Origin of the sequence: Thiomonas sp. X19 (assembly GCF_900089495.1) — a bacterium.
GTDB lineage: Bacteria > Pseudomonadota > Gammaproteobacteria > Burkholderiales > Burkholderiaceae_C > Thiomonas_A.
The window spans coordinates 2,535,358-2,559,367 of the sequence record NZ_LT605203.1 but is presented as its reverse complement, the minus strand read 5'-3'; the positions used below and the strand labels follow the sequence as shown (position 1 = coordinate 2,559,367).

General features: G+C 63.8%; 23 protein-coding genes and 5 pseudogenes. 15 read left to right on the top strand and 13 right to left on the bottom strand.

Annotated elements, in window-relative coordinates:
• Positions 1 to 84 precede the first annotated feature (84 nt).
• Complete coding sequence (locus tag THIX_RS12250) at positions 85 to 1,440, top strand: IS1182-like element ISThsp16 family transposase (protein WP_112484377.1); 1,356 nt, start codon at positions 85 to 87, stop codon at positions 1,438 to 1,440.
• Between the two features lie 149 nt (positions 1,441 to 1,589).
• Here the strand turns inward: THIX_RS12250 and THIX_RS12245 are convergent, their stop codons facing one another.
• Together THIX_RS12245 and THIX_RS12240 are read right to left on the bottom strand one after the other, a co-directional pair.
• The gene (locus THIX_RS12245) at positions 1,590 to 2,462 is read right to left on the bottom strand and encodes a nitronate monooxygenase family protein (RefSeq protein ID WP_112488338.1); all 873 of its coding nucleotides are present in this window, start codon (positions 2,460 to 2,462) and stop codon (positions 1,590 to 1,592) included.
• 8 nt (positions 2,463 to 2,470) lie between these two features.
• Positions 2,471 to 3,691 (bottom strand): YbfB/YjiJ family MFS transporter, encoded by a 1,221-nt coding sequence (locus THIX_RS12240; protein ID WP_112486458.1) that lies wholly within the window; start codon positions 3,689 to 3,691, stop codon positions 2,471 to 2,473.
• Between the two features lie 103 nt (positions 3,692 to 3,794).
• On the opposite strand from THIX_RS12240, the gene THIX_RS12235 reads away from it, so the two are divergent.
• Positions 3,795 to 4,805 (top strand): LysR substrate-binding domain-containing protein, encoded by a 1,011-nt coding sequence (locus THIX_RS12235; RefSeq protein ID WP_199195287.1) that lies wholly within the window; start codon positions 3,795 to 3,797, stop codon positions 4,803 to 4,805.
• A gap of 298 nt (positions 4,806 to 5,103) precedes the next feature.
• Here THIX_RS12235 and THIX_RS24250 read toward each other — a convergent pair whose 3' ends face one another.
• Both THIX_RS24250 and THIX_RS12230 read right to left on the bottom strand, forming a co-directional pair.
• Positions 5,104 to 5,310, bottom strand: a complete 207-nt coding sequence (locus THIX_RS24250; protein WP_146748537.1) for a hypothetical protein — start codon at positions 5,308 to 5,310, stop codon at positions 5,104 to 5,106.
• Positions 5,277 to 6,149, bottom strand: a complete 873-nt coding sequence (locus tag THIX_RS12230; RefSeq protein ID WP_112486457.1) for a GyrI-like domain-containing protein — start codon at positions 6,147 to 6,149, stop codon at positions 5,277 to 5,279. Before THIX_RS12230 ends, THIX_RS24250 begins: the two co-directional genes overlap by 34 nt.
• A gap of 366 nt (positions 6,150 to 6,515) precedes the next feature.
• Between THIX_RS12230 and THIX_RS12225 the strand changes: the two are divergent.
• The 11 genes and pseudogenes from THIX_RS12225 to THIX_RS12170 all read left to right on the top strand — a co-directional run.
• Positions 6,516 to 6,824, top strand: a pseudogene (locus tag THIX_RS12225) (transposase); the annotation flags it as partial.
• Positions 6,825 to 6,879: 55 nt separating this feature from the next.
• Positions 6,880 to 8,022: an NAD-dependent epimerase/dehydratase family protein gene (locus THIX_RS12220; protein ID WP_371412905.1), complete on the top strand. Its 1,143-nt coding sequence runs from the start codon at positions 6,880 to 6,882 to the stop codon at positions 8,020 to 8,022.
• A 920-nt stretch (positions 8,023 to 8,942) separates the two neighbouring features.
• Entirely contained in the window at positions 8,943 to 9,422 is a 480-nt protein-coding gene (locus THIX_RS12210; protein WP_112486455.1) for a hypothetical protein, read from the top strand.
• Positions 9,423 to 9,593: 171 nt separating this feature from the next.
• On the top strand, positions 9,594 to 9,899 hold the full coding sequence (locus THIX_RS12205) for a carbamoyltransferase N-terminal domain-containing protein (RefSeq protein ID WP_112486454.1): 306 nt from the start codon (positions 9,594 to 9,596) through the stop codon (positions 9,897 to 9,899).
• A 23-nt stretch (positions 9,900 to 9,922) separates the two neighbouring features.
• A complete protein-coding gene (locus THIX_RS12200; RefSeq protein ID WP_233224537.1) occupies positions 9,923 to 11,161 on the top strand; it encodes a carbamoyltransferase C-terminal domain-containing protein in 1,239 nt (412 codons plus the stop codon).
• A complete protein-coding gene (locus tag THIX_RS12195; RefSeq protein ID WP_158540874.1) occupies positions 11,154 to 12,086 on the top strand; it encodes a glycosyltransferase family 2 protein in 933 nt (310 codons plus the stop codon). Before THIX_RS12200 ends, THIX_RS12195 begins: the two co-directional genes overlap by 8 nt.
• The gene (locus THIX_RS12190) at positions 12,083 to 13,291 is read left to right on the top strand and encodes a radical SAM protein (RefSeq protein ID WP_112486451.1); all 1,209 of its coding nucleotides are present in this window, start codon (positions 12,083 to 12,085) and stop codon (positions 13,289 to 13,291) included. The genes THIX_RS12195 and THIX_RS12190 overlap by 4 nt, the downstream gene beginning before the upstream one ends.
• 126 nt (positions 13,292 to 13,417) lie before the next feature.
• A pseudogene (locus tag THIX_RS12185) lies at positions 13,418 to 13,678 on the top strand (transposase); the annotation flags it as partial.
• A gap of 89 nt (positions 13,679 to 13,767) precedes the next feature.
• Entirely contained in the window at positions 13,768 to 14,838 is a 1,071-nt protein-coding gene (locus THIX_RS12180) for an IS110 family transposase (protein ID WP_112486449.1), read from the top strand.
• A gap of 296 nt (positions 14,839 to 15,134) precedes the next feature.
• A pseudogene (locus THIX_RS12175) lies at positions 15,135 to 15,599 on the top strand (IS3 family transposase); the annotation flags it as partial.
• Between the two features lie 96 nt (positions 15,600 to 15,695).
• Positions 15,696 to 16,701, top strand: a pseudogene (locus THIX_RS12170) (IS3 family transposase).
• A 52-nt stretch (positions 16,702 to 16,753) separates the two neighbouring features.
• Here the strand turns inward: THIX_RS12170 and THIX_RS24240 are convergent.
• The 5 genes and pseudogenes from THIX_RS24240 to THIX_RS12150 all read right to left on the bottom strand — a co-directional run.
• Positions 16,754 to 17,164, bottom strand: a pseudogene (locus THIX_RS24240) (DUF3291 domain-containing protein); the annotation flags it as partial.
• Positions 17,165 to 17,188: 24 nt separating this feature from the next.
• Complete coding sequence (locus THIX_RS23410; RefSeq protein ID WP_158540873.1) at positions 17,189 to 17,371, bottom strand: hypothetical protein; 183 nt, start codon at positions 17,369 to 17,371, stop codon at positions 17,189 to 17,191.
• Between the two features lie 238 nt (positions 17,372 to 17,609).
• Positions 17,610 to 18,188 (bottom strand): biotin transporter BioY, encoded by a 579-nt coding sequence (locus tag THIX_RS12160; protein ID WP_112486447.1) that lies wholly within the window; start codon positions 18,186 to 18,188, stop codon positions 17,610 to 17,612.
• Positions 18,189 to 18,193: 5 nt separating this feature from the next.
• A complete protein-coding gene (panD, locus tag THIX_RS12155; RefSeq protein ID WP_233224536.1) occupies positions 18,194 to 18,580 on the bottom strand; it encodes an aspartate 1-decarboxylase in 387 nt (128 codons plus the stop codon).
• A 9-nt stretch (positions 18,581 to 18,589) separates the two neighbouring features.
• Positions 18,590 to 18,892 carry an H-NS family nucleoid-associated regulatory protein gene (locus THIX_RS12150; protein WP_199195286.1) on the bottom strand — a complete coding sequence of 101 codons (303 nt, stop codon included), beginning with the start codon at positions 18,890 to 18,892 and terminating at the stop codon, positions 18,590 to 18,592.
• Positions 18,893 to 19,375: 483 nt separating this feature from the next.
• Here THIX_RS12150 and THIX_RS12145 point away from each other — a divergent pair, with 483 nt between their 5' ends.
• Positions 19,376 to 19,555, top strand: coding sequence for a hypothetical protein (locus THIX_RS12145; protein WP_146748535.1), 180 nt, complete (start codon positions 19,376 to 19,378; stop codon positions 19,553 to 19,555).
• Positions 19,556 to 19,850: 295 nt separating this feature from the next.
• Here the strand turns inward: THIX_RS12145 and THIX_RS12135 are convergent, their stop codons facing one another.
• From THIX_RS12135 to THIX_RS12120, 4 genes are all read right to left on the bottom strand, one after another.
• On the bottom strand, positions 19,851 to 20,099 hold the full coding sequence (locus tag THIX_RS12135) for a hypothetical protein (RefSeq protein ID WP_112486443.1): 249 nt from the start codon (positions 20,097 to 20,099) through the stop codon (positions 19,851 to 19,853).
• 332 nt (positions 20,100 to 20,431) lie between these two features.
• Positions 20,432 to 21,205 carry a hypothetical protein gene (locus THIX_RS12130; RefSeq protein WP_146748534.1) on the bottom strand — a complete coding sequence of 258 codons (774 nt, stop codon included), beginning with the start codon at positions 21,203 to 21,205 and terminating at the stop codon, positions 20,432 to 20,434.
• A 28-nt stretch (positions 21,206 to 21,233) separates the two neighbouring features.
• Positions 21,234 to 21,875: a cytochrome b/b6 domain-containing protein gene (locus tag THIX_RS12125; protein ID WP_112486441.1), complete on the bottom strand. Its 642-nt coding sequence runs from the start codon at positions 21,873 to 21,875 to the stop codon at positions 21,234 to 21,236.
• A 20-nt stretch (positions 21,876 to 21,895) separates the two neighbouring features.
• Positions 21,896 to 23,605, bottom strand: a complete 1,710-nt coding sequence (locus THIX_RS12120) for a tetrathionate reductase family octaheme c-type cytochrome (RefSeq protein WP_233224535.1) — start codon at positions 23,603 to 23,605, stop codon at positions 21,896 to 21,898.
• A 91-nt stretch (positions 23,606 to 23,696) separates the two neighbouring features.
• Here THIX_RS12120 and THIX_RS23405 point away from each other — a divergent pair, with 91 nt between their 5' ends.
• Positions 23,697 to 23,903, top strand: coding sequence for a hypothetical protein (locus THIX_RS23405; protein ID WP_158540872.1), 207 nt, complete (start codon positions 23,697 to 23,699; stop codon positions 23,901 to 23,903).
• The last annotated feature ends 107 nt before the right edge of the window (positions 23,904 to 24,010 follow it).

Here is a 24,010-nt window from a genome sequence, read left to right as displayed (position 1 = left end):
CTAGGAGACTGTCGGACTTTGCGGTCTTCCGGATGAAGACGCTATCCGAGACAATTGCTGCTGCACAACCGAGAGCCCGAGCCGATGAGCCGCTTCGTCCCTGTTGACCGAGACACCGCATATCTGTTGCCACCGTCGGTGGACGAATGGCTGCCCACTGATCACTTGGCGCGCTTCGTGGTCGAAGTCATCGAGCAGCTTGATCTGGGCGATCTGGCCCGACAGTACGCAGGCCGGGGCTCGGCGGCGCACCATCCGGCGGTGCTGCTGGGCCTGCTGATCTACGGCTACGCCAACGGCGTGCACTCCAGCCGCAAGATCGAGCGGGCGACCTACGACTCGGTGGCGTTCCGCTTTGTTGCGGCCAATACCCACCCCGATCACGACACGCTGGCGACGTTCCGCCGCCGCTTCTTGAAGGAGGTGGAGGCACTGTTCGTGCAGGTGCTGGTTCTGGCGCGCGAGATGAAGCTGCTCAAGCTCGGACACATCGCGCTGGATGGCACCAAGATCGACGCCAACGCCAGCAAGCACAAGGCCTTGTCGTGGGCTCATGCCAACAAGATCGAGGCGCAGCTGCGCCAGGAAGTACAAACGCTGCTGGCGCTGGCAGAGAACAGCGACCGCGCGACGGTACCCGACGGCATGGATGTGCCGGCGGAGATCGCCCTGCGTGCAGATCGCTTGAGCGCAATCGCGCAGGCCAAGGCCAAGATCGAGCAGCGCGCCAGCGAACGCCATCAGGTCGAGCAGCAGGAGTACGAGGCCAAGACCGCCAAGCGCCAAGCCCAGCGCGAGGCGGGCAAGAAGCCGCGCGGCAAGGACCCTGAGCCGCCAGAGGCCGGCCCCCGGAGCAGCGATCAGGTCAACCTCACGGATGAAGAGTCGCGCATCATGCCCGTGTCGGGTGGGGGCTTCGAGCAAAGCTACAACGCACAAGCCGGCGTGGACATCGCGACGATGATGGTGATCACCCAGCATGTGAGCCAGGCATCCAACGACAAGCGCGAAGTTGTGCCTACGCTGCAGCAGATCCAAGCGTTACCCGCGGTGCTGGGCGAGGTGCACACGCTCATCACGGACAACGGCTTCTTCAGCCAAGCCAACGTGATCGCGTGCAACGACGCGGGTATCGAGCCGCTGCTGGCGCTCAAGCGGGAGTCGCATCACACGCCGGTGATGGGGCGCTTTGCACCCGATGTGCCCGAGCCCCAGACGACGGATCCGCTCGTGCAGATGGCACACCGCCTGGGCACGCAAGCAGGCCGAGCCCTGTACGGCCTGCGCAAGCAGACAGTGGAGCCGGTGTTCGGCATCATCAAGCAAGTGATGGGTTGGCGCCAGATGAGCATGCGCGGGCTGGCCAAGGCACAAGGCGAATGGAGCTTGGTGACCATGGCTTGGAACATCAAGCGCATGCACGTCCTGCGAGCCGCGTGAGGGCAATAGTGCGCCCCGACCACGCCAAAACCGAGTCCCCAGGCCGCCCCATGTGCCCTCACAGTGTCTCGCCAACCATCGAGAGCGTTCGATCAGCGCGCCGCTGTCAAAAAAAACGCGTCGCACTGATCAATCGGATTCGCTCGGGTTCAAGTCCGACAGCCTCCTAGGCTGCGCCCCGCGCGACCGGAGAAGGCGCGTGTGACGAGCGTCTGTTCCGGCAGGCTGCCTCCGATCGCATCCGCCCATGCCGGCGCAAGCGCGGCTTCAGGGCAACGCAGGAAACCCGTACCGATCTGCACTGCCGACGCGCCAAGGATCAACGCTGCCGCAACACCGCGCGCATCGGCGATGCCACCTGTGGCGATCACCGGCACATGCACCGCATCGACGACGGCTGGCAGCAGAGAGAAGAGTCCGACCATGCTGGCCTCGGCTTGTGCTGCGTTGAAGGCACCCCGATTCCCGCCCGCCTCCATGCCTTGAGCGACGATGGCGTCCGCACCGGCGCGCTCCGCACGGCGGGCTTCGGTGACTGTGGTCACTGTTGCAAACCACTGGATGCCGCGCGACTTCGCTTTCGCGATGAAGTCGCATGGGTAGATCCCCATGATGGAGGAGACCACGGCGGGACCGATATCCAGAATGGCGTCGCACTGCGCCGCGAAATCAGGCATCCGCACATCGCCATCTTCGCGGCTGGGTCGCGGCCCCCAGTTGCCGAGAAAGGCACACATCGCCTCCTCGGTTGGGCCGTCACGGATCGGCGCCGGGTCGGGAATCCACAGGTTGATCTGAAATCCCCCGTTGCTGCCCGCTCTGAACGCCGATGCCCAGTCCCGAATGGCATCGGGCTGCATGAGCAGCGCGCCGCACGCTCCAAGCCCTCCCGCATTTGCAACGGCAATCGAGAGTGAAGCCGGGCATGCCCCTGCCATCGGCGCCAGCAAGATGGGCATCCGAAGATTGTTCGCGTCGCAGAAGCGGTTGGCGCGCGCCAGAGCAGGATTCGTCGTCGGCATGATGGACCTCATGGTTCATCGCAAGACCCAGACCCTACATCGGCGGCATCGGGAGTCCATTCGCCAACACCCTGTTCCACGGGACGTATGGCACTTTGTGTCCGCACCATGGCAAGGCCTGTTGCCGCAAGGAGGGTCAGCGCCGCGAGCAGCAGCGGCGCATCGAAGCTGTGCAGCCGTACGGCCAGCCACGCCGCAGTCAACGGCCCGACGATCTGCCCGCTGCCGAACGCGGTGGTCAGCGCGGCGATCAGGCGGGTGTGGTCGTGCGGTGCAAGCCGGCGCGCTTCGCGCATGACCACCATGACGATGGGCATGAGCACACTGCCGATCAACACGGTCGCCAGCGCGAGGCCGATGATGCTCGGCCAGACCAGAATCAGGGTGATGCCCAAGATCATCGAGACACAGGTTCCGGCCAGCGCGCGGCGGTTGTCGATGCGCTGCAGAATGCGCGGCAGCAGCAAGGTCAGGACGACGGTCGCCGCACCGTAGAGCGGCCAGAACCACTCGCGCAGTGCGGGAAGGTGCAGGCGCTCGCCGGCGATGACCGGCAGAAAGGTGGCGGGGATCACATAGCCAAATCCGATCAAACCGTAGGCGGCAATGAGCGTCCATGCCGGACCTGTCGGCGTTGCCGTGGTTGCGACATGGGCGTGTGCCGTTGCCGCTGGGGAGGCGCTGTCCAGGGTGCGCCAGATCAGCGCCGTGGCCAGGACGCAGGCCAGGCCGAAGCCGATCCAGCTTGCCGCCGAACTCACGCCCAAGGGCTGCATTCCTGCCACCACCACACCGCTCACCACGATGCCAACACCCGGGCCGGTGAACACGAAGGCTTCGAGCAGGGGGTGGCCCGAGGCCTGCAGGCGATGCATGCTCCAGGCGATGCCGTGGACCACCAACACCGCCGCAGCGACGCCCGCCAACAAGCGCCAAGCCAGCCACGGCACCATGCCATGCGTCAAGCCCATGCCCGCGGTGGACAACGTTATCGCCACCAGCCCCCAGCGCAACGCTTGCCGCTGCGGCAGGGCCACCACGGCGCACAGCAGGGCACCGGCCAGATAGCCGAGATTGTTCACCGACGCCAGCCAGCCCCCGCCCACCAGACTCAGCCCGGCGTCCGCCTGCATGATGGGCAGCAGGGGAGTGAGCAGAAAGCGGCCGATGCCGAGCGCGACGGCGAGCAGGGTCATGCCGGTGAGGGCAAATCGGAGTGGGCTGCGCATGGTTGGACGTGAACGGAGGGGCCATCGACAGAACGATCATAGGCATCATGTTCCATTGCGTAAAATGAATAATTCAGCGGTATTCATTCGATGGAATCGAATCATGGAATTGCGTGAACTTGAAACATTCCGCGCCATTGTCGAGTCCGGTGGCGTTGTGCGCGCGGCGTCGCGACTGCATCGCGCGCAATCCAGCGTGACGGTCAGGATTCGTCAATTGGAGGCGTCGCTTGGCGTCCAGTTGTTCGAACGGGATGGGCGCTCGCTCCGGCTGACGGCTGCCGGGGATGTGCTGCTGCAATACGCCGACCGGCTGCTTGGGCTGGCCGAGGAGGCGCGCACGGCAGTGCGCCTGGATTGCGTCTGTGGCCGCCTGCGCCTGGGGGCGATGGAAAGCGTGGCCGCCAGCCGCTTGCCCGGCCCGCTGGCCGTGTTCCACGGACGCCATCCCGAGGTCGTGGTGGAATTGCAGACCGCGCCATCCCGGGAACTGATCGCGCGTTTGCAAGCCGGTGGGCTCGATGCCGCGATCGTCGGCGATGAGGTGGACGACGCACGCTTCACCTCCGTGCCCCTGTACCAGGAGGAACTGATCCTGGTCGCGGCCGCCGGCTGTCCGCTGCCACACCATCCGAAACGGCTCAACGGCAAGACTCTGCTGGTCTTCCAGGGGCAGGGGTGCGCCTATCGCCGGCGTTTCGAGCAGTGGATGCAGACCTTGCGCGTGGTGCCATCGCGCGTGCTGGAATTCGGCTCCTACCACGCCATCCTCGCGGCGGCGGCTGCTGGTGTGGGGGCCAGCCTGATTCCGCGCTCGGTGCTGGAGATTTACGCGCAGCAGGACGCGGTTTCCTGGGCCACGGTGCCCCCGCGTGTCGCCAAGCTGCGAACCCTGTTGCTCATGCCCTCGACCACCCACGCACCGGCGCTCACCCGCCTGGTCGAGTTGTTGCGTACAGACGCTGCGGCGCGAACCGCGGCTACAGTGCAGCCACAGAAGACATTGAAGGATGCGATGTCCAAGGGTGATCGACGACAAGGCTTGCAAGAATCAACGCCAAAGCCCCCAGGAGCATCGAACCAGCGGCTGGAACCACAGATGCCAGACCGTTGAATGGGCGGCCATCGGCCTCTTGCGCTTGGCGTCAGCCGGCAATCGCAGCGTCAGGCTGCCGCCCGAAGAATGGCAACCGGGCGCGATGCGGCAGTTGGGCCGGCCTCGCGACGCAGTGCGGCGACGAGGTCGGTAAGGTTTTCTTCGAGTTGGGCAACATGGTCGATGCCGCCACGTCTCGCCGGTGCCGCACGGCCGCGTCAATCTGTCATAGACGCGTTGGCGATCCCACGCTCGGCGAGCGTTTCGTCGAACTTCTGCAGGTAGCTGCTTTCGCCTCCCGAGCCATGCAACAGGATCAGATGCAAATTGCATGTGCTGGATACCAGCGCAGCGCCAACTCGCTTCCATCGCGCACGGTGAAGACGTCCGATGCAGGGAATTGGCCTTGCAGACGAACGTCGCGCAGCACCGAAAAGTTGAACGTCGCCATGATCGACACTTGTTTTTCACCGGCGCAGCCGGGGCGATCTATTTCAGCGGCAGGTACACGTCGGTCTGCCATGCATGCTCCGGCGTTTCGGGGTAGACGCTGAGATAGTGGAAGAACAGCGGGAAGTCGCGCAACTCTTTCCCGCTCTTGGGCAACCAATCCCGATACAACGGGTAGATGGTTTCACCAATCCTGTCAGGCGACCCCAGATGCCGCACCACGGCGCAGCGGCCTGCAGGGATGATCTTGTTGCGCACGCCCTGCGGGTTGTCCAGCACCAGGGCCGCGACCTCACCGCAGACGTCGAACCGGAACTCGTCCGGTGGCGTGGTATCCGGGTTGCTGTAGGGGATGCCGAAAGTTCTGCTGGCTTGAACCGGAGACAGACCCGTCTGCTGGCGCCAGTCGATGAAGACGCGCACCGTCTCGTTCAGATGACCGATATGACCACGATGTTCAAGGGCCGCAACGCGGGTTTCGGGGAAATCGACGATCTTCACATTCATGATGGGCTTCCTTGCGAGATTGGGAAAGACGAAGCAGGCGCTCCAAGCATGCCACTCCGGCTTGCGCCGGAATGCTGACGGCGTCTGACCGAATGTGCGCTTGAACGCCCGGGCAAAGGCCTCGGGGCTCTCGAAGCGAGCATCCAGTGCAATGTCCAGAATCCTGTCGGCTTGGTGAAACGCGAGCCGAAGGGATGCCCGGCGCAACCGCATGAGTTGTACATATTTGAAAACGCTGATGCCGGTGTAGGCCGAGAATTGCCGGTGGAAGTGAAACTTCGAGAAGTTCGCGAGTTGGCTCAGACTCTCCACCGAGAGGTCATCATCCAGGTGCGCGTCGATGTACTCGAATACCTTGCTGAATCGTTGGACATAGGCGCTCGTGTTGGGTCTGACTTGGCTCATGGCATCACTCGATCGACGGTTGTGATGTTGCCTGCCAGACGGCCACGATGTCCTGACCGTGATTGCTCAATTCAGATCACGTTGGATGCAGCGCATGGCGCGCATCTCGGCCATTGACTTGATTTCAGTCAGGTTTCGCTGCGTGACGCTTCCTCCATGATTTCACAGGCCACCTGGCCGATGGTCTTCAGTCCCTCGATGCGAGTGGCGCTCCAGCGCTCGCCAACATTGAGCCTGATGCAGTTCTGGTACCGCTTCGAGGTTGTGAACAGGTACCCTGTGCTTTAAGCAGGCCGTTGAAATACTGGCGCGCTGCACGGGGATCAGCGAGGATGGCGGGCAACGCCCAACCGTGAGAGACGAGGAATGCGAGGAGCCGACAGCTACAACGAGGCGCTGTTCAGCACGGTGAAGTTGGAGGAGTTCGTGCCCCAGACGCATCCGCTGCGCCCGATCCGCAAGTGGATGAACGAGGCGCTGGCGAAGATGGGCGCGAAGTTCTCGGCGATGTACGAGGCTGACGTGAAGGGCGGGCGCCCGAGCATCGCGCCGGAGAAGCTGATGCGTGCGATGCTGTTGCAGGTGCTCTACAGCATCCGCAGCGAGCGCCAGCTAGTTGAGCAGATCTCCTACAACCTTCTGTTCCGCTGGTTCATCGGGCTGTCCACCGAGGACACCTCGTGCGGGCAGCAACAACATTCGTAACAAAGCATCATCAGGGATCGGGATCGTGCGCATCTTAGTTGCCGGCGGGGCGGGGTTCATCGGGGCCGCCTTGTGCGAAAAATTACTCGGGCTGGGACACGCGGTGGTGTGTGTCGATTCGTTGCAGACCGGCAGCGCGCAAGCGGTCGACCGGCTGCGCGCGTTCGCGGGCTTCACCTTTCTCCATCAGGACATCGCGCAGCCGCTGGATTCCGCCCCGGTGGGCCCGGTCGAGCAGGTCTACAACCTGGCCTGCCCGGCCTCGCCGCGGCAATACCAGCAAGCCCCGGTCAAGACCATCGAAACCAATATCATCGGTACGCGCAACCTGCTGGACCTCGCCCGGCTTACCTGCGCCCGTTTTCTCCTGGCGTCGACCAGTGAGGTCTATGGCAGCCCCCAACAGAAACCCCAGCGCGAAGACTACTGGGGCAACGTCAACACCATCGGCCCGCGCGCCTGTTATGACGAAGGCAAGCGATGTGCCGAGGCACTCGTCCAGGCCTATCAAACGCAGTACCAGATGGATACGCGCATCGCGCGCATCTTCAATACCTACGGGCCCGGTATGCAACGCGATGACGGCCGCGTGGTGAGCAATTTCGTTACCCGCATCCTCGACGGCGCGCCTATCGAGATCTACGGTGACGGCCGTCAGACGCGTTGCTTCTGTTACGTGGACGACATGGTCGAGGCCTTGATCGCCCTCATGGCCAGCGACTGTGCCACGCCCGTGAACCTGGGGGCGGACCGCGAAGTGTCGGTCGCCCAACTGGCGCATCTGGTCGGCCTGGTGCTGGAAAAACCGGTCACCTTGCACTATGCTCCAGCCTTGGTCGACGACCCGCGGGAGCGCCAGCCCGACCTGGAAAAGTGCCGCCGCGTGCTGGGCTGGCAAACCACCACGCCGCTGGAGGCGGGTTTGTTGAAGACGGCCGCATTCTTCGCGCAAACGCAGGAGCATAGCCATGCTCGACTATGTGGTGGCGGGCGCCTCCTCGATCGAGGACATCCCGCAGTTCGTGGCGGTGGCCACGCATGCCGGCATGACAGTGCTGCTCCTGGAAAACGCGGCGATGTCGGAGCACATTCCGACGCAGCACCGTGCGCTAGTGACCTGCAGCGAGGACATCCCGCAAATCCGCGCGCCCGTGATCCCGCTCAATGAATTCTGGGTGAGCCGGGCGATCCGGGCCGGCGTGGCCAATATTGCACCGCACGCGCTGCGCGCCAGCCGCTCAAAGCACGACCTCTCCGCTCGGCTCGCTGCATGCGGCCTGCATAGCTTGCCGCGGCGCTACCTAGAAGACGTCGCCACGCCTTATCCCGATCGCTACCTGGCCCGGCTGGATGCGGCCTATTCCGGCTATGGCATCGTGCGCCACGCCGAAGCGGGGCGCTTCGACCCCATGGCGATCGCCCGGCTGGTGCAAGCCGACGCCGGCCGAATCATGCGCGCCGTGCTCGACGAGGATGCCGCCCGGGTGGTGGTGGAAGACTACCTGGACGGCGAGGAATACAGCGCCGACGTGTTCGTGCACCAGGGCCGGCCGGTCGTGCTGCGCCTGTTTCGCAAGATCGTCGCCTGGATCGGCGGGCGGCCGGTGTGCGACAGTTACATCGCCGTGCCGCAGGACCCTGCCTTGTGTGCAGCCATCCACGACTGGTGTGCGGCCCTGTACAGCGCCGGTTGCACTAGCTTCGGTCAGTTCGACTTCATCGTTGTCGACGGGCGCGCCGTCGCGGTAGATTTTTCCTGCCGCATCGGCAGCGGCCTGGGCGCGATCAAGCGATTCTCGGGCATTGCCAGCTATGCCGCCCTGGCACTGGCCGGGAGCACGCCGTCTTTCGCGCCGTTCACGGTGCAGAAGAATGTGCTGGCGCGGCGCCCCGGCCGCCTGGCGAACTTTGCCTGCCGGTTGCCGCACGCGTACCAGGTGACGGTCCACAAACAAGCCGGCGACTTGCTGTCGGAAAACATCTGCAGCACTAACGCCAGGATCGCCGAGATCTGCTTCGCGGCCCGTGACCTGGACGATGCAGCGGCCATTGCGCAAGCTCTGGATGACAAGGTGAGCATCGATGTCCATGACTGATACCGAAGAACTGCCCCATCTGCTGTCCGGCTGTTTCACCCTGCTGGACGGCGTCCCGACGCCAGCCGAACTGGCGCGCCGCCTGCGCGCCATCGAAAAGCTGGACGACCTGGCCGCCATCGACGGCGACTTGGACGATCCGCTGTGGCGCGTGGTGCCGCAGATCATCATGCATCGCTTCGGACTGGCGGCTTTCCAGTCGTTCGAAACCCGGCACGCGGCCGGCAAATCCTTCGTCTTCGTGCATCCCGCCCATGGCCATATCGTGCCGCAGCTGCAGGAGGCATTGCGCCAGCGCTGGACGGTGGGCGAGCCCATCACGCGCGAACTGACGCCCCGGCTGATCTGCGGCCTGTACGGCGGCTACCCCTGGCATGCGGCCTACGCCGCAGCTTGCCGATACCGGGGTGACATCGGCCGGCCACGATCCTACCGCTGGCGCCCTGCGCCCGTGCGGCGCTGCAAGACCTGATCGCCTACAAGAACGACAACCGGGACCGCCTAGCGGAAAAGATCGTCATTCCCCGCGAGCGCCTGGGCCAGGCGATGAACGGGTTGATCCAGGCCTTCCATTGCCCCGATGTGATTGAAAACACTCGCCAGTTATTGAACCTCGGCCTGGCGGATTCGAGCGAAATTTCGGATGAGCACTCGCATCATCGGCCTGCATAGCGGCCACGACGCCTCGGCCTGCCTGCTGGTGGACAATGTCGTGGTCGGCGCCATCGCCCGCGAGCGGCTGACCCGCAGGAAGCACGATCAGGGCGACCCAGTCGAGTGCGTCGATTACCTGCTGACGCATTTCGGGCTGGCGCCGGCCGACATCGACCTGCTGGTGTGCAGCGACTGGCACGATGCCACGGCTTGCGCGAGGATCGCTATTGCCGGTTTGCCCGCGTGGAAAGGACGCGGCGCCATCATCTGCTGCACGCCTACGCGGCCAGTGTGATGGCGCCGGCCGGACCAGCCCTGGTGCTAGTCGCCGACGGCCGCGGATGCCGCCCCGAAGACAACGGCGTGGCCGGGATGAATCCGGGTTTGTTCGAGGTTGAGTCCGTCTACCGCCATGAAGACGGCAGGCTCACCGCGCTGGAAAAAACCTACCGCCCCTATTACAACAAGCGCTACCCTTGGGGCAGCCACATCGACAGCCTGGGCTATGCCTACGCCGCAGTCAGCAAGAAGATCTTCGGCTCCTCCCATGCGGCCGGCAAGGTCATGGCGCTGGCCGCGCTGGCCACGCGCACGCACGGCATTCCCGCGCCGCTGCGCTTCGGCCGGGATCAGGCGTTCGGCGTCAACCCGGACTGGCTGGCCTTCCTGCAAGCCTGTCCCGACCATATCGACTGGGACACGCCGCTGGCGGCCGACCTGGCAGACGCGATCCAGCAGGGCCTGGAAGCTTACCTGGCCTTTCGCACGCAGCAACTGGCGCAGGCCCACCAGTGCCGGGATCTGCTGCTGGGCGGCGGCGTGGCGCTGAACTGCAGGAACAATGGCTTGCTGGTCAACGCCGCCTGGCTGCGCTCGGTGAACATTTTCCCCGCCGCAGGCGACGACGGCCTTTCGGTGGGGGCTGCCGTGATGGCCCTGCGCGAGACCTTCGGCGACTACCGCCCCATCGTATACCGGGTGAGCCAGGGCGCCTCTTATGCAGCGCCGATGGCGCAAGGGGCGCAGGCTGCACAGGCGCTTGCCCGCTTGCTGGCCGACGGCCACACCGTGGGCGTGTTCCAGGGCGGCTCGGAATTCGGCCCGCGCGCGCTGGGCTACCGCTCCATCCTGTCGTCGGCGGCCGACCTGGCCTTGAAGACCCGGCTCAACGCCCAGATCAAGCGCCGCGAATCCTTCCGTCCCTTCGGTGGCATCGTGCTGCGCGCCAATCTGGACCAGATCACCGGCGACGCCCTGGCCGGGCCCAACATGCTGTCGGCAGCGCGGATGACCGATACGTCTCGCGCCTGCTATCCGGCGCTAGCCCACGTCGATGGCACCGTCCGGCTGCAGGTGGTGGAAGAAGATGGCTGCCTGTTGCACCAGGTCCTGGCCGCCTATGAGGGCCTGACCGGCCACGTGGTGCTGCTCAACACCTCCTTCAATGGTCGTGACGAGCCCATCGTGGAAACGCTCGCCCAGGCCCGCGCCTGCGCCGCCGCCATCGGCCTGGATCATCTCTATGCGCACGGCGCGGTGGAGGACGTGCATGCCTGAACTGGCCATCGTTACCTACCTGCGCGGCCAGGAACGGTTGACGCCAGAACTGATCGACATCGGCAACCAGTTGCACCGGCGCTACCCCGACCTGGTCATGGAGCTGTACGTGGAATCGACGGGGCCGGTGCCTGCGCCGGGCTCTGACTTCCCCATCCGCGTCACCCATGTCCAGGGAACCAAGTACCGCAAGCTGCTGCATGCATTGCAGGGTACCGGCCATCGCTACCTGCTGAGCCTGGACAACGACATCGCCGCCGACATCCCCAGCCTGCTGCGCCTGGTCGCACAGACCGTGGATGGCGATTTCGACCTGGGCTGGGGCCGGATCCATTCGCGCAGGGTGTCGAGTTTCATCTCGCGCCTGGTGGAAGTGGACAAGCTGCTTTCCCACACCGTGCTGCGGCCCGCGCTGTGGCGCCTGCACCTCGGGGTGACGATTCCCGGCCAGTGTTTCCTGCTCAAGGCGGCCAGCTTCCAGGGCAGGCTGCCGGGCACGGATACATTCCTCGATGACCTCTCCATCGGCCTGCACGCGGCCAAGCATCGCCTGCGCTATCACTATGCGCAGGAAGTGGTGGCCTTCGAGTTACCGTTTTACTCATTCGCGGCGCTGTGGAAGCAGCGCTCGCGCTGGGCCACGGGCTTTCGCCAGTCCTTGTCCTGCGCCACCCTGACCCGCCAGGACCGCCGGCTGCTGTGGATCCACGCCTTTTGTTATCACCTGCTACCCATCCTCCACGTGGTGGCGCTGGCGGCACTGGCGCCGCAGGCGCCGCTTGCCTGCGCCGGCTGGCTGGGCGCACTCGCGCTGGCCATCGCCCGGCGCCGCCCGCAAGCGCTGGGCGCGGCGCTTGCTTACCCGATCCTGTTCCCGCTATTCCATGTGGGATGGTGGCTCCATTTCTTTTACGTCAAACCATGATCCTTTCACCTGAAACCGAGTTGAAGGCCGAGATCCTCACGCGCGGAGTGGTATTCACTCCCGCCGCGATCGACTGCGCCGCGCGCATGGGTGCCAAGGGCCAGAACCTCGTCTACAACGCCCCCAAGGGCTTTGCCCGGGAGCGGCCGCAGGAATTGTTCCTGGAGGGCGAGGACGGTTATCGCACCGTGGTCTCCTGCGTGTCGGCCCACGGCAAGCGTGAACCCGTCACCGTAGACGTGGCGGCTTCGGGCGAGCTGGTATGCCGCATCGGCGAACAGGCCGCCAGCGACTGCGTCAAGGTCAGCTTCGTCAAGCAGCCGAAGTATTATGCGCAGCGCCTGGCCAGCGGCGACCCGGCCCAGAAGTACATTTCGGCCTGCGGCTATGACGAACTCAACATCATTCCCTGGAAGGGCTGCCTCATTTCCAGCGTCTGCCGGTTTTGCGGCGTCAACAGCGTGGCCGTGAAAAATCCCAGCGACGCCTTGCACGCGGCGCACTTGCAGCCCGGCGCCCTGGGCTGGGAAGCGGCGCGAGCATCCTACCTGGGCAACCTGTCGGAATCGATCGAGCTGGCGCTGCAGGCCGAGTGTTATTCGGAGCACATGCACGTGATCCTGATCTCGGGCAACCTGCCGGACGACCAGCTCGACGACCAAGCCGACATCTATTGCGACATCGCCGCTCACATCAAGGACCAGGTCGCGCCAAAGAGCACCGAGGGCATCGTCGCCGTCATCACGCCGCCACACGACCTGGGTCGGCTGGACAAGCTCAAGCAGGCCGGCGTGGCCATCGTGGTGTTCAATCTGGAGGTGGGCAACGACCCCTGGTTCAGCAAGTACTGCCCCGGCAAGAGTGCACTGGGCCGTGATTTCTTCATCGATCGGCTCAAGCACGCCGCCACCGTGTTCGGCCGCGGCAAGTCCTGGACCAATTTCGTGCTGGGCCTGGAACCGGTGGACGAATTGCTAGCGCTGTGCGAGGAACTGGCCGGGCACGGCATCGCCTCTAGCGCCAATGTGCTGCACGTGGACGAGGGAAGCCGGCTCGACTGCGACCCGCCGACCAAGGAAACCGTCATCCGCTTCTTCCACGGGCTGGCCCAGATCAACCATCGCAATGGCTTCGAAGCCTTCTATTGCGCCAAGGCCTTGCGCACCAGCCTGTCCAACGAATTCCAGGACGGGCGCTGCGCATAGGAAATTCAAACCTTGTTTTGTCGTGTTGGCTTGCGTAGAGAGGTGGCTCGGCGAAACTGAACACGGGGATAAGTGGATAGGCTGCTCCCAAGGGCGAGGAATTCGCCCGACAGAACAGGAGCAGACATGAGCAAGAGGACCCGTCGCAATCACTCACCGGCGTTCAAGGCCAAAGTGGCCTTGGCGGCGATGAAGGACGACAAGACGATCGCCGAGATCGCGCAGCAGTTCGAGGTTCATCCCACCCAGGTCAGCGAGTGGCGCCGGCAACTGCTGGAGCGCGCCTACGACGTGTTCGGCACGAGCGCAGCGCCAAGTGCGGCACCGACCGTGGACATGAAGTCGCTGCACGCCAAGATCGGGCAGCTGACGCTGGAGAATGAATACGAAGGGACTTCCCACGATGCGGCCATGGCATTCGCTGCGAGGATTGACCAGCGGAAGTCATTCTGAAACCACTTGAAAGGAAGATCCCCATGAGCACGATGACACGAGTCGGCGTTGATTTGGCAAAGCGCATCATCCAGGTTCACGCAGTGGATGCGATTGGAAACCGCATCACCAGTCTGGCACTCCCGCGCGACAAGTTCATGGCGTGGTGCGCGCAGTTACCGCCAGGCTGCGTGGTCGCCATGGAAGCCAGTTCCGGTGCACATCACTGGGCGCGTCGACTCATCGCCCTCGGTCTGGATGCGCGCATCATCGCCGCGCATTTGGTCGAGCCCTACCGTGTGCAGGGCAAGAGCGGAAAGAACGACGCCAATGACGCTGCCGCCATCTGCGAAGCAGCCAGTCGGCCCCACATGCATTTCGTTCCCGTCAAAAGCGTCGAGCAACAAAGCATGCTGTGCATCCACCGCCTGCGTGAGGGTTTCAAGACCGAGCGCACCGCATGCATCAACCGCATTCGTGGCCTGCTGGCTGAGTTTGGTCTCGTGTTTGCGCAAAATCCCACAGAGCTGCTCCGGGGTTTACTTGATGTCATCGAGGACGCCAGCAATGAACTGGGCGGTCTGGCGCGATTGGCGCTGCAGCGGGCTTGGGGGCAGTGGCGGGAACTTGATGCCCATCTGGCCTGGTGTGACGAACGCATTGCCGCCCATCTGAAAGCAAGTGAGCCGGTGCGTCAGGCCGAGAAGCTCCTCGGCGTCGGGCCCGTGACGGCATCGGCCCTGGTGGCCACGGTGGGGGATTTCAAGCAGTTCAAGAACGGTGCCCAGTTTGGCGCGTGGCTGGGGCTGGTGCCGCGACAACGCTCCAGTGGAGGCAAGGCCACTCTGGGGGCGATCACCAAACGCGGTGAGCCCTATTTGCGCACCTTGCTGATTCAAGGGGCAAGGTCAGCCGTGATGACCGCCCACCGGCGTGATGATCCGATCTCGAAGTGGGCGCACCGGCTGCGCGAAAAATCGGGTTGGCAGAAGGCCGTGGTTGCGCTGGCCAACAAGAATGCGCGCATCGTGTGGGCGGTCTTCGTCCGGGGGAAAGCGTTCGATGCGCACCATGTCGGCATCAAGTCAGGAGCGCCTGGGGCGCTGGCCGCTTGATGCCGAGTTGATGTCCTTGCAAGACGTGAGTTCGAAGATGCATTGAACAGGTCAGACCGGCAGCGTGCAAGCTCGATAAAAAATCTGGCGCACCAAGTCTGGGGACGCCGAAGAACGAATGGAGCCCCGCTGCGCGGTTCGTATCTGGGTCCGCATGCTGGTCGTGCAACAAGGCCGTCTGTAGATGTGCAGTCTGTTCCTCGTTCGGGTGCGCCTTGAATTCATGCAGAGGCAAGAAAAATCGCCATCAAGGTCAACCATCCACATCTCTTGACTGCGGGGGGAGTCCCTGTAGATTTTTTAAGCGGCGCGCTCACCAAGGCGGGACTGCTGAGCGCAAGTCAATGATCGACCGCGACCACAAACTGCCGGTGAAGCGTCAGGCCCAACTGCTCGACATCAGTCGGGGCACTGCGTATTACTAGCCCCGGCCGGTGAACGAGTGCGACCTGGCGCTGATGCGCCGCATGGACGAGTTGCACCTGGAGCATCCCTTCGCCGGCAGCCGCCTGCTGCGCGACTTGCTGCGGCGCGAAGGACATCTGGTCGGCCGGCTGCACGTCGGCACGTTGATGGCCCGCATGGGCATCGAGGCGCTGTACAAGAAGCCCAACACGAGCCGCAAGCATCCCCGGCATCCGATCTACCCGTACCTGCTGCGGGGGCTGAAGATCGAGCGCGCCAATCAGGTCTGGGCGATGGACATCACCTACATCCCGATGGCGCGCGGCTTCGTCGACCTGGCCGCAGTTCTGGACTGGCATGCCGCCGGGTGCTCGTCATGCCCGTGACCTGCCCCGGGATTTTCGGACCATTTAAAACTTGAGATGATGGCTCCCGCCGACAAGGAGGGAGTGGTGAGGAAGAGCCGGTTCAGCGAAGAGAAGATGGTGTCGATCCTGCGGGAGGCCGACCGTGAGCCCGTGGGCGAGGTGGCCAAGCGGCACGGAGTCAGCGAGCAGACGATCTACAACTGGCGGCGGTATTTCGGGTCGATGGACACGGCCGACGTGAAAAAGCTGCGTGAGCTCGAACAGGAGAACGCGCGGCTGAAGAGGATGGTGGCCGACCGCGACCTTGAGATCGACGTGATGAAGGAGATCGCCGCAAAAAAATGGTGAGCGCGCAGGCGCGTCGCGAGCAGGTCCGGTTCGCCATTGGGCGTGGCCTGTCGCAGCGAAGGGCTTGCGCGCTGCTGTCGGTGGCGAGGTCTGCTTTGAACTACACGTCGAAGATGCTCGAGAAGGATGTTCCGGCGCTGGGCGCGATGAGCGTGCTGTCGGCGCAGTACCCACGCTTCGGGTCTCGTCGTGTGCACGTGTTTATGGAGCGCCAGGGCTTCGAGATGGGCCATGGTCGGGCGTGGCGGCTGTGGACCAAGGGCAATCTGCAGGTGCCGCGCAAGCGGCCCAGGAAGCGCGTCGCCGGCAGCAGGCCGCGGCCGTGCACCCCGAAGGGGCCAGGCCAGGCCAGGTCTGGGCTTACGATTTCGTGCACGACGCGTGCGCCAACGGCGCAGAAGCTCAAGTGCTTCACCGTGATCGACGAGTTCACCAAGGTGAGCCTGACGATCGACGTGGCCGGCTCCATCAAATCCGGCCGCGTGGTCGAGGTGTTGTCCCAGCTCGTCAGCGTGCACGGCGCACCGCGGTACGTTCGCTCCGACAATGGCCCCGATTCCGGGACGAATGCCTGAGCCTGGAATGGTTCAGGAATCGCACCGAGGCGAAGGTCGTCATCGAGCAATGGCGGCGGCATTACAACGAGGTCCGGCCGCACAGCAGTCTCGGCTACCGGACCCCGAACGAGTTCGTGCAGCAAGGGTGTTCAACTGTGAAACAGGGGGCCGTCGTCCAGGAATGACTGGTCCGATGAACCGTGGCAGGTCACAAGGGCAAAAAACCCGCTTAAACGCGAATGCCTCTCGCGTAGGGCCGTTCTTCAGAAGGAGATCCAATTTGAATTTGGCTTCATCAACAGTCGGACGATGATTGCGGACGACCCACCACAGCACGGCATGGGTTTGGGCCAAGCCCGTGAACCACTCTTTCCTTCGCCGAATCCATTCGGCATGCTCGCCCCTGTAGACAAAACGACTCAGTGCATCGGGATCCTGCCATACGGATAGATGAAACAAGATGGGATGCGTCGACTGCAGCAGCACATGGGCATCGCCGGCTTCAGGTTGATACGCCCATATAAAACCCGGTGCGGCTGCGGCGAGTGCGTTGATGCGCTCTCGATTGGCAACAAAATCGGCCATCACAGGGGAGTCCAGTGGCGCCCTGGCTACGGCAATATTGAGTTGGGCTAGCTGATATGGCATTGAACTTGCTCAGCGGTGAGTCATTCACGATTCAGGCCATAGCGATTGTCGCTGGATCTGGCGGTATTGGTATTGATTGCGTTCGGCCCATATCCCCCACACGACCACCAGCAGGGCGGGCAGGACAAGCAGCAGCCCCTCCCTGAGCAGGCGGATGCGTGAGGAGCGCGTGGTTGGGGTCTGTAGCTTCTTGGCCGCAGTGAACACAATGGGCTCTCGATCGCGGGGTGCGCGGGGAAGTGGACTCCGGCGCATGGCGACGCCATGCTCACCGTGTTTTGTGCAGCATCGACCCGGGGATGGATCGGCCCTTCCGCCGGTCTTCCGACCGGGTTCCAGGCCCGCGCATCTTGATCTTCCGCGCGGGGCTCAAGCACTGGACGCGCTGAGCCGTGCCGGGGAAGAACGCATTCATGCGCGGCTAAGAGGCCGGCGGCTCGCATGACTACCGCATGGCCGACCAGGCCCTGACGATCGCAGCCCCAAGGATGGACTTCAGGACTCCCCCGAACACAAAAGGCAGGACACCCAAAGTGATGGCCTTGGCCGGCCCGATCATGCCGGCCAGCCAAACAGCGCCAAGCAGCAGACATAGGGTGTTACCCGCGAGCATCGCCAGAAACACCAGGAAGGGCCGCGACCCATTCCGGCCCCGCCCGGCCAGCCAGCCGGTGAGCGCACCGGCCAGGGGAAAGGCGAACAGGTAGCCGCCCGTTGGCCCCATGAAATGGGCGATTCCGGAGGCCCCACCCGCGAGAACCGGCAAGCCCAGAGCCCCTTCCACCAACCAGGCGATGATCGTCACGCTGCCCAGCCGCCAACCGTAGAGGGCACCCACCAAGGTCACCGCCAGCGTCTGCAGGGTCATCGGCACGGGAACCATCGGGACCGTGATCAGCGAAGACACCGTGAGCAGCAGCGTGCCCAAGAGGACAGCGGCCAGCTTGACGGAAAGCGATCGATTCTGGAGCGACAACGGTTGCGTTGTCGTGCCAGCAAGCGTATGCGCGGCGTTGGGATTCATCGTCTTCAGGCTTTCATTGCGGCAATCTGATTATCGGGATCGAGCAAGGCGATGCGCGGCTTGAAGGCGCGTGCAGTTGCGTCGTCCATCGGACTGTAGGTACAGATGATCAGCAGATCGCCGACGGCAGCATGCCGAGCCGCCGAGCCATTCAAGGTGATCCGTTTGCTTCCGGCTGGTTCGGCGATGGCATAGGTGCTCAGACGCGCGCCGTTGGTGACGTTATAGATTTCGATCTGCTCGCCGGGGAGAATGTCGCAGGCCTCAAGCAAAGTCTGGTCGATGCCGCAGGATCCCTCATAGTGCAGATCCGCACCAGTGAGGGTGGCGCGGTGCAGTTTGGCGCGCAGCATGCTGCGCACGGGTGCGGGATGCACAGGGTTGGCAGCCATGGCTGCCGCTCAGGCGATGGCGAACGCGGTGATGTCCTGGCCCGCGGCGATCTCCGCAGCCAGCCAGCGCGGATGCTTGCCTCGTCCCGTCCAGGTCTGGCCGGTCGTCGGGTGGCGGTACTTCGGCGCGACCGTGCGGCCCTTGCGAAAGCTGGCGCGCTTGCCGCCCAGGTCTTCCAGGGTGATGCCATAGTCGGCCATCTTTTGCTGGATCTCGGCGATCACGCTGGCCAGTTCCGCGCGGCGGGCAGCGTCGGCCCGGGCGGTGAGCGCGGCAATCTGGGCTTGCAGTTCGGCGTAGGTCGGTGTCATGCGGAGCATCCCTTTTGGAAAATGTCCTCAGCTTATCGCTGCACACCAGGAACAGCAAGATCGTGGATCGAGCGATTCACTGCCCGTTACCTGCATCGGATCGCACAGCGATGGCCGTTGGTAGCCAGATGGGTTCATGCGCTTCAACATTGCGCGAATGCTCCAGTGCTGCCTGGCAAGGCCGGAATACAACACGCCTCTGGGCGCAGACGCGTCCTCCCCTTGATCCGGGTCAAGGCCGGCGCCGCATCGCCCCCGTAAGCTGCCCGACAGCCTGGGCGCCAGCGGCAAGGCCGTCCGGGGCTCAGGTCAGGCCGCCCCAGGCCCGCAGGCCAGGCCTGCGCTTCACCCTGGGGCGGCCGCCCGGGTCGTCCGGTGGCCTGCCGATGGCGCTTGTCGGTTGGGACCTCTTTCGCATCGTCCACCGGCTTGCTACGCTGGCGGCCTGCGCTGGACGTCCAGCGCCCCATGGAGGACCTGTCCATGCCATCCACCCTCATGCTGGCCCCGAACGAACACTCCACCTTGTTGCAAGCCATTCAGGACTTGCGCGAGATCCTCGAAGAGGGCTTGCGTGCCTGCGACAGCGCCCGGCTGTGCCAGATTGCCGAGCTGTGCCAGCGGTTGTGCAGCCAGGCTGCCGGGCTGCCGGCGGCGGCCTGAGCCCGGCCGTATTCCGCTCCGCGCTGCTGACCGACAACGGCCGGGCACTGCTCGACACAGCCATCGACACCCACATGGAACTGATGGGCGCAGCGGTGGATGCTGCCGAGCTGCACGCCATCGGCGAGCTGTGCTTGAGCTCTGGGCCCGTCAGCGGCGCGAAGCAACAGGAGAAGGCGACGAGGACGGGGGTGAGGACGCCGAGGGTCGGGATGACCTCCCGGAGCTGGACGACCTGGAGCCCAGCGGCTGAATCCCACTGCGGCGTCACCCGACCGGTCTGAGGCACCGGGGGCTACCGCTTCGCGGCCTGCAGGTCGTTCTGACGCTGGCGCAGCCAGGCTTGGGCCTTGACCTGGTTCATCTCGACCCGCTTGGCCATATCCAGATGCAGCCGCGAGTTGGAGAGGCAGTGGCCGGTCCTGGAATCATAGAGATAGAGCGCCCCGGTCAACAGGTCCGCCAGCACGGGCAGCCCCCGGAAGCTCATCTGCACCACCAGCGCCTCCAGCACCGGCAAGCCGGCCCGGCAGGCCTGCGCCATCGGGCACAGAACCTGCAGCCCGGCATCCTTGGCGGCTTTCTCCGCGAGGAGGCGCAGTCCAGGGTCGCCCGAGGATGGCGCTGGACTGCGAGCGCGCGGTTGGAGGCGGTGATTACCACGGCACCCATGAACGAGGCCAGCGTGAACGCCTGGTGCCGCGAGCACGGGGTGTATCCGGAGCCGAGCTCAGCACGTGGCGCGCGAGTTGCACCGCCGCGCGCTGGCCGAGCCCGAGGAGATGCGAGCCAGCCCGCAGGCCACAAGAGCGTCTGCCCGGCGGATCAAGGATTTAGAGCGCGAACTGTTGCGCAAAGACCGCGTTTTGGCTGTCGTTAGGAACCGCTCGCCTGCGTGATCAGCACCCCGCCGACGGTGTCCTTGAGCGTGATCTTGCGCAGGTCGATGGACAGCGCCTTGTCCTTGGCGACAGAGCCGCTCACATGGCCGACGATGTCCATCGAGAAGTGTTCGTAATTGACGATCGCCGAGTCGAGTGTGGCGATGGTTTGGGCGTTGGTGCAGTGCAACTTGCGGAATGAACCAGGGCTGGCATAAAAATAATGGAACGGCGAGTTGTCGAAGTAATAGTCCGCGCCCTTGATGAACAACCGGTTGTCGATCGGATAGGCTTGGTCGGCCTTGTCGTAGGCGTCCAGCGCGATGTCGCTGACCTTGATCAGCACATCGGGATGCGCCTTGGCGGCCTGGATCAGGCGGTCGATCTCCTGCTTTTGCGTCGCGCTGGCCTGCACGGGCTTGGGCGGGTCGATGTTCTCGGTGTTCTCGGTCAGGACGGCGCTGTAATCCACCGGCTGGCCGGAGTAGGCGTAGACGTAAAGCTTCAGCAGCACGTCCGAATCCAGTACCGCCAGGCCTTGCTCGGTTTTGAGCGTGCCGCCGTTTAAGGCGCGGTCCATCACCGGCAGCGACGGCTTGATGCCGGGCGTGTCGGCCAGGCCCGGCATGTTCTGGTTGGTTTCCGACGGGGCCGACACCGCCAGTTCGCCGAGCCACGGCAGCGCCACAGCGCCGCAGACCAGCAGCGCGGCTGCCAGGCGGGACGGTTTGCGAGCCCTGGCGGTCCATGATTTTTGCGTTTCGCGCATCTGCATCACCTCGTTTGCAAGTTCTGTCTCAGGCGCCCGCCGAAGAAGGGCTCTTGTCCTGCGGTTCGTCGTCGCTCGTTTCCCAGCCGGTGACCATGGCCTTGATGTAGGTGAGCGGCGTGTGGCCGGTGGTGGCCAGATAGACATGGGCGATAAAGAACAGCAGCATCATGTAGGCCGCCACGGTGTGCGTCCAGGCCACTTCGGTCAGGTTCAGGCCCAGCGGCGACAGGCGGATCCAGTCGTAGCTGAAGAACAGCAGCAACAGGCCGCTGGCCCAGATCAGCGGATTGATCATCAGCTTGAGCCAGAGATAGGCCAGTCGCTGCAGCGGGTTGTGCTTGTGCAGCGGGGTCGCGTGATAGGGATGGGACTCGCCGCGGAACATGCCCCAGGCGTAATGCCGCGCCACCAGTGTGATCTTGCGGAAGGTGGGGATGTACTGCTTCCATTCCCCGGTGGTGAAGTGCCAGAAAATGGCGAATACCCACAGGATCATCAGTAGCCAGGCGGCGTACTCGTGGATCAGCAGCGAGGTTCTGAACTCCAGCCCGCCCAGATAGCCGTGGATGGCGAAGCCGGTGTAGAGCATGGCGATGATGAGAAGCGTCTGGCTCCAGTGCCAGAAGCGCTCGAAGCGTTTGAACAGGTAGATGCGTTGTTCGGCCATGACGATGTCTCCTTGGAGCTTTAGCGGCGGCGCAGCCACAGCGCGACGCGAATCAGGCCGTGGATCAGCACGCCAGCGAAGGCCAGCGCTGCCACCAGCAGGCCAATGCGCTCGATCCATGGCTGGTGGTCCTTGCTGCGCCCGGGCATGTACACACCGTCGATGTTCTGCAGCCGGCCGTTGTCGGCATGGCACTGCATGCAACTGAGGGCCTGCGACTTGGGCGCCACCATGTGCGCGATGGGCCAGTACATCTCGGTCTTGATGAATTTGTAATGCCCGGAATACGGTAGATGGGCTGCTTTCATCCCGGCGGCGATCGACGTGCTCCAGTCGTAACTCATGGTGTAAGAGTCTTTGTCGAAGCCGAACGAGTGAAAGACGACGAGCATGCCATGGGCAGGGTCATACGGCTGGTTGTTGCGGGCGATCTTGAACGGCCAGATCTTGGACTGACCATCGGTTGGACTGCCTTCGATGGAGTTGACCTTGACCACGCCTTGGGCATCAGGGTGGATTTTGTCGCCCACGTGCATCCAGCGCTCGGTGCCGTTGAACCAACGATACTCGGGCACCACGTTCTCCGCCCATTCGAAGCTGCCCTTGACGCCCCAATAGGTGTTCCAGCCGCGCTTGTCCATGATCACCAGCGGCGAGCCGTTGGGCGCGAGCTTGCCGGCGGTGGCGTAGTTCCAGTTCATTTTGGTGGGCAGGCCGCCGCGTGCGTATTTCGGGATGTGGCAGGTCTCGCAGGCGATGTCACGCGTGTGCATGTCCAGCGTGGATGCCACCAGGCTGGACTGCAGGTTGTCGCCCTTGTGCGGCGCCTGCCCGTGGCAGGACTGGCAGGTCACGGCGTTGCCGTTGTGCGCGTCGCCGCGCATATAAGCGGCGTGCTTGGGATCGGCGTCGATGGCGTAATGCTCGCCGCTGATGTTGTGATCGCTGGTCTTGTGGCATTCCTGGCAGGAGAAGTTCAGCCCCTTCGCATCCATGTGCACGTCCAGTGCGCGCGGCGGGTCGTTCAACGAACTGTCGAGGTCGCCGTGCTTCACGCCGTCGCCGCCGCCGCCATAGAAGTGGCAGATACCGCAGGTGTAACGCGTGGGCGCGCCGACATGCTGGGCGATGGCCGTCAAGTTTTCCGGCTCGACATAAGGCTTGTCGGTGCCGTAGACCTCATTGCAACCGGGCCGCACCGCGATCTTGGCCAGCGCAGGATTGCCGCCGATGAACGGGATCTTGCGATACGTCTTGGTCCGATCGTGGCACACCAGACAGTCCACATGGTCTTCGGTGCGCTGACTGAAGGGGATGAACTTGTCTGGATTGGCGCTGCCGTAGCCAGCATGGCAGACCGTGCAGAACTGCTCGTTGCTGATGGGACTCACGCAAAAGGTGTTGAGCACCTCATTCTTGCCCACCATCTGCTTGGTCTTGGGATTCCACGCCTTCCAGGTCCAGTGGATGGTGGACATCACCTGCTTGGCCGCCTGGGTGTGGCAACCCAGGCAGGCCTGTGTGACTTGCTCGGGGGTTGTGAACGGGCCCTGGAGCTGTTTGAACTTGCTGTGATCCTGCGGAGTTTTGGGGCCGACCGGGCTGTCCACTTCCTTGGGCACGACATGCCAGGTCGACGGCTGACTGGCGCTGGCCGCATGGGTGTCGATGAAGGTCTGCGCGGATTCGGCACCGAAAGCCTGTGCTGTGCTGGCAACCAGCAAGGCCATCAGTGCAAGGAACCATCGGCCTTGCGGTCGGAGGTGTCCTTTGGAAGCCGGTGCGCCTTGTTGTGTGGACGTTTCCATCCGTGTCCCCTCGATGAGCATTCGCGCCATAATGCGCGGGGGACATGCCTTTGTTTTTGAGAAATCGCAAGCAATTCGATTGCAATTCAAGCGCAATCGCGGTCTCTTGACCTGCGACAAACGAGCGGCAATGACCGAATCCGCCTGCGCCCATCATTGCGCAGAAAACATAAGGGCTGCATTGCGCGTCATTTTCCAAAACATTGACCGCCGCCTATAGGATCGGGGTCGGCTGGGCCATGCCTGGACGATACTATTCAAGGGCCGAATCTATAGAGCGCAGCAAGGCCCAATGGCTGGTTTGGGCCGTTATCAGCCGCCAAGTTT

Bases quoted from the DNA above. Each gene is read 5' to 3' on its own strand.
- THIX_RS12120 (WP_233224535.1), bottom strand. From the start codon at position 23,605: ATGGCCTTGCTGGTTGCCAGCACAGCACAGGCTTTCGGTGCCGAATCC.
- THIX_RS24250 (WP_146748537.1), bottom strand. From the start codon at position 5,310: ATGGCAGACCGACGTGTACCTGCCGCTGAAATAGATCGCCCCGGCTGC.
- THIX_RS12240 (WP_112486458.1), bottom strand. From the start codon at position 3,691: ATGCGCAGCCCACTCCGATTTGCCCTCACCGGCATGACCCTGCTCGCC.
- THIX_RS12160 (WP_112486447.1), bottom strand. From the start codon at position 18,188: ATGAATCCCAACGCCGCGCATACGCTTGCTGGCACGACAACGCAACCG.
- THIX_RS12190 (WP_112486451.1), top strand. From the start codon at position 12,083: ATGATCCTTTCACCTGAAACCGAGTTGAAGGCCGAGATCCTCACGCGC.
- THIX_RS12250 (WP_112484377.1), top strand. From the start codon at position 85: ATGAGCCGCTTCGTCCCTGTTGACCGAGACACCGCATATCTGTTGCCA.
- THIX_RS12245 (WP_112488338.1), bottom strand. From the start codon at position 2,462: ATGCCGACGACGAATCCTGCTCTGGCGCGCGCCAACCGCTTCTGCGAC.
- THIX_RS12135 (WP_112486443.1), bottom strand. From the start codon at position 20,099: ATGGCGCAGGCCTGCCGGGCCGGCTTGCCGGTGCTGGAGGCGCTGGTG.
- THIX_RS12180 (WP_112486449.1), top strand. From the start codon at position 13,768: ATGAGCACGATGACACGAGTCGGCGTTGATTTGGCAAAGCGCATCATC.
- THIX_RS12235 (WP_199195287.1), top strand. From the start codon at position 3,795: ATGGAATTGCGTGAACTTGAAACATTCCGCGCCATTGTCGAGTCCGGT.
- THIX_RS12130 (WP_146748534.1), bottom strand. From the start codon at position 21,205: ATGCGCGAAACGCAAAAATCATGGACCGCCAGGGCTCGCAAACCGTCC.
- THIX_RS12205 (WP_112486454.1), top strand. From the start codon at position 9,594: ATGAGCACTCGCATCATCGGCCTGCATAGCGGCCACGACGCCTCGGCC.
- THIX_RS12150 (WP_199195286.1), bottom strand. From the start codon at position 18,892: ATGACACCGACCTACGCCGAACTGCAAGCCCAGATTGCCGCGCTCACC.
- THIX_RS12195 (WP_158540874.1), top strand. From the start codon at position 11,154: ATGCCTGAACTGGCCATCGTTACCTACCTGCGCGGCCAGGAACGGTTG.
- THIX_RS12125 (WP_112486441.1), bottom strand. From the start codon at position 21,875: ATGGCCGAACAACGCATCTACCTGTTCAAACGCTTCGAGCGCTTCTGG.
- THIX_RS12210 (WP_112486455.1), top strand. From the start codon at position 8,943: ATGACTGATACCGAAGAACTGCCCCATCTGCTGTCCGGCTGTTTCACC.
- THIX_RS12145 (WP_146748535.1), top strand. From the start codon at position 19,376: ATGCCATCCACCCTCATGCTGGCCCCGAACGAACACTCCACCTTGTTG.
- panD (WP_233224536.1), bottom strand. From the start codon at position 18,580: ATGGCTGCCAACCCTGTGCATCCCGCACCCGTGCGCAGCATGCTGCGC.
- THIX_RS23405 (WP_158540872.1), top strand. From the start codon at position 23,697: ATGAGCATTCGCGCCATAATGCGCGGGGGACATGCCTTTGTTTTTGAG.
- THIX_RS12230 (WP_112486457.1), bottom strand. From the start codon at position 6,149: ATGAGCCAAGTCAGACCCAACACGAGCGCCTATGTCCAACGATTCAGC.